General features: G+C 50.7%; 4 protein-coding genes. 1 reads left to right on the top strand and 3 read right to left on the bottom strand.

Annotated elements, in window-relative coordinates:
* A partial coding sequence (locus PLA23_RS12450; RefSeq protein WP_324475388.1) for an HD domain-containing protein occupies positions 1-333 on the bottom strand: 333 nt, incomplete at its 3' end.
* 45 nt (positions 334-378) lie between these two features.
* Here PLA23_RS12450 and cofD point away from each other — a divergent pair.
* Positions 379-1,275, top strand: coding sequence for a 2-phospho-L-lactate transferase (gene cofD, locus PLA23_RS12445; protein WP_324330322.1), 897 nt, complete (start codon positions 379-381; stop codon positions 1,273-1,275).
* On the opposite strand, the gene PLA23_RS12440 is transcribed toward cofD, so the two are convergent.
* Both PLA23_RS12440 and PLA23_RS12435 read right to left on the bottom strand, forming a co-directional pair.
* Entirely contained in the window at positions 1,270-1,518 is a 249-nt protein-coding gene (locus PLA23_RS12440) for a hypothetical protein (RefSeq protein ID WP_324330324.1), read from the bottom strand. The two genes, cofD and PLA23_RS12440, sit on opposite strands and share 6 nt — an antisense overlap.
* A 31-nt stretch (positions 1,519-1,549) precedes the next feature.
* Positions 1,550-2,614, bottom strand: a 1,065-nt coding sequence (locus PLA23_RS12435; protein ID WP_324475387.1) for an amidohydrolase family protein, incomplete at its 5' end; no start/stop codon positions are given.

Here is a 2,614-nt window from a genome sequence, read left to right as displayed (position 1 = left end):
GATGTCGGTATGACTCTTTCCTAAAATCTCCTTGGAAAGGCCTTCGATTGCGTGGGAAAACGGTCCGTGGCCAATGTCATGGAGAAGACCAGCAGCAGTAACATGCAGATGATCCTCCGGCGGAAGGGAGAGCCGTGCTCCGAGGGCATGAGCCAGGTGCATCGTGCCAAGCGAGTGTTCAAAACGGGTATGATGTGCGCCTGGATAGACCAGAAATGAAAACCCGAGTTGTCTGATGTACCGAAGACGCTGAACCTGTGGTGTATCGAGAAGAGGAAGGAGCGTTGATTCCACCTGGATATACCCATGGACCGGATCCTTAATTGATTTCATTCGGTCCCCACATGAGTTATGATCGGGAAGGTAAAATAGAAAAGGATGATCACCTTCCTGTCCGGTGGAACCGGGACGCCAAAACTCCTCCAGGGGGCCAGGCATGTACTGTCTGATTCAGACATTTCTGTCATCGTCAATACGGGGGAGGATATCTGGTACCAGGGCGGTCACATCTCCCCTGACGTTGATACGGTCATGTACCTCTTTGCTGGTCTGCTCAACACCGAAACCTGGTGGGGAGTTCGGGGTGACAGTTTTGTAACCCATGAAATCATCAGCAGGCTTCTTCCTGATTCATTTATGGCCATCGGTGATCAGGACCGGGCAGTCCATATCATCAGGGGAGAGTGGCTGAAACAGGGAATGACACTCACTACAGTCACCCGAAGACTCTGTACCCATTTTGGGGTATCTGCAACAATCCTTCCCATGGCGGATACACCCTGGACCACCTATGTGCAAACCGCGAAGGGAAAAATCCATTTTCAGGAGTACTGGGTCAGATACCGGGGAAATACAGAAATATCAGCGGTCATGCACGTCCCTACGGAGGAACAACCGGCTACCCCTGATGTAATTCACGCGATTCGAATGGCTGATGCTGTCATCATCGGTCCCAGTAATCCGGTGACCAGTATCCTGCCTATCCTTTCATGTACGGGGGTACGAGAGGAACTCGCCAGAAAGAACGTAATCGCAATCAGCCCGTTCATTGGAGATCGCCCGGTATCCGGTCCGGCTGCCCAGCTCATGAAAACCATGGGATATCAGGCTGATTCATCAGGGGTCAGGGCACTGTATGGAGATCTTGTTGATCTCTTCATCCAGGATATCAGGGATACCGTTGCCATAGCAGGGGCGATCCAGCTGGATACCCTGATGAATTCCCCAAAAATTGCCTCGGATCTCATGAGAGAGATCCTCACCCGTGTTTTATGAGAGTGATATACCAAAGAGTGACATGAACAAGGCAAGTAAGAAACTGATAATGCCGGAGATTACCTCCTCACTCAGAAGGCTGCTCAGATCAAATGACCCGGAATTCAGCCCTGAAAAGAACTGTCCCAGATCCTCGCCTGAAAAATCACCTGAACTGCTTTCTGTCTCTTCTGCTCCGGTCAGGGAAACTCCTAAAAGGAGAAAACAGATGAAAACCGGGATAATACTGCGGATAAACCTCATACCCATACATTTGAAGGCTGGCATTATTGAGTTATGCCACAACTCCTGCACGGCTGAGAAGGTCCTGTGCACTTGCTGATGCACCGGTCACTATCTCTTCTTCACCAGGAATATACCGGTTATGCATCAGAATCCTCCCTTGACAGATGACCGTATCCACAGCACTGCCTTCTGCTGAATATACAATATTTGAGACCGGGTTATGAAGCGGGATCATGGACGGATGGGACAGGGAGATAAGTACAAGATCCGCAGGCATCCCTTCAGAAATCTCACCGCCCTGGTAGCCAAGGGCCCTCGCCCCCCAGGATGTTGCCATGAAGAGGGCTTCTCCAGCAGGAAGAAGAGTATCCGAATTCCAAAAGAACTTCTGACAGAGAGCAGCAGTCTTCATCTCTTCAAGCATGTCCAGGTTGTTATTTGATGAGCACCCGTCAGTCCCGAGACCGACATTTACCTGGTGATCACGTAGCCAGTGATAGGGCATTGCCCGGCCGGTTGCAAGCTTCATATTGCTTACCGGGTTATGGACAACAGACACACCCCGCTCTCCCAGAAGCCGGCAGTCATCCTCTGACAACCAGCATCCATGGGCAGCCACCGTCCGTTCATTCAGACAGCCGGCAGTGTCAAGGAGGGCAGCCGGGGTCATACCATAGAACTTCATACAGTCATCAACCTCCTGTTTTGTCTCTGCAAGGTGGGTATGAATGAGTATCTTCTCGGTGGTGCTGTACTCGGCACATACCTCAAGATGCTTGACCGGGACAGTATAGGGAGCATGGGGGCCGATAGCCGGATGTATAAGAGGTGTATTGAGTGATCGGACATGACTGACAAGATCCTCTGTGGCTTTGAGTTCAGCCTCCATCTTCTCTTCATTTCCAAACGTGATGATCCCATGACTGAGTACAGCGCGGATTTTCGATTCCATCACCGCCCGTGCTGCATCTTTCATGAAGAAATACATGTCATTAAACGCAATTGTTCCCGATCGTATCATCTCAAGACAGGCAAGTTTTGTTCCCCAGTATACATTATCCCCGGTAAGATGTGCTTCAAGCGGCCAGATCTTTTCTGACAGCCACTGCTGCAG

Origin of the sequence: Methanospirillum sp., assembly GCF_035406105.1 — an archaeon.
In the GTDB taxonomy this organism is placed as follows: Archaea; Halobacteriota; Methanomicrobia; order Methanomicrobiales; family Methanospirillaceae; genus Methanospirillum.
Note: the sequence above shows the minus strand (reverse complement) of the source record. Positions and strands in the feature narration are given on the sequence as shown.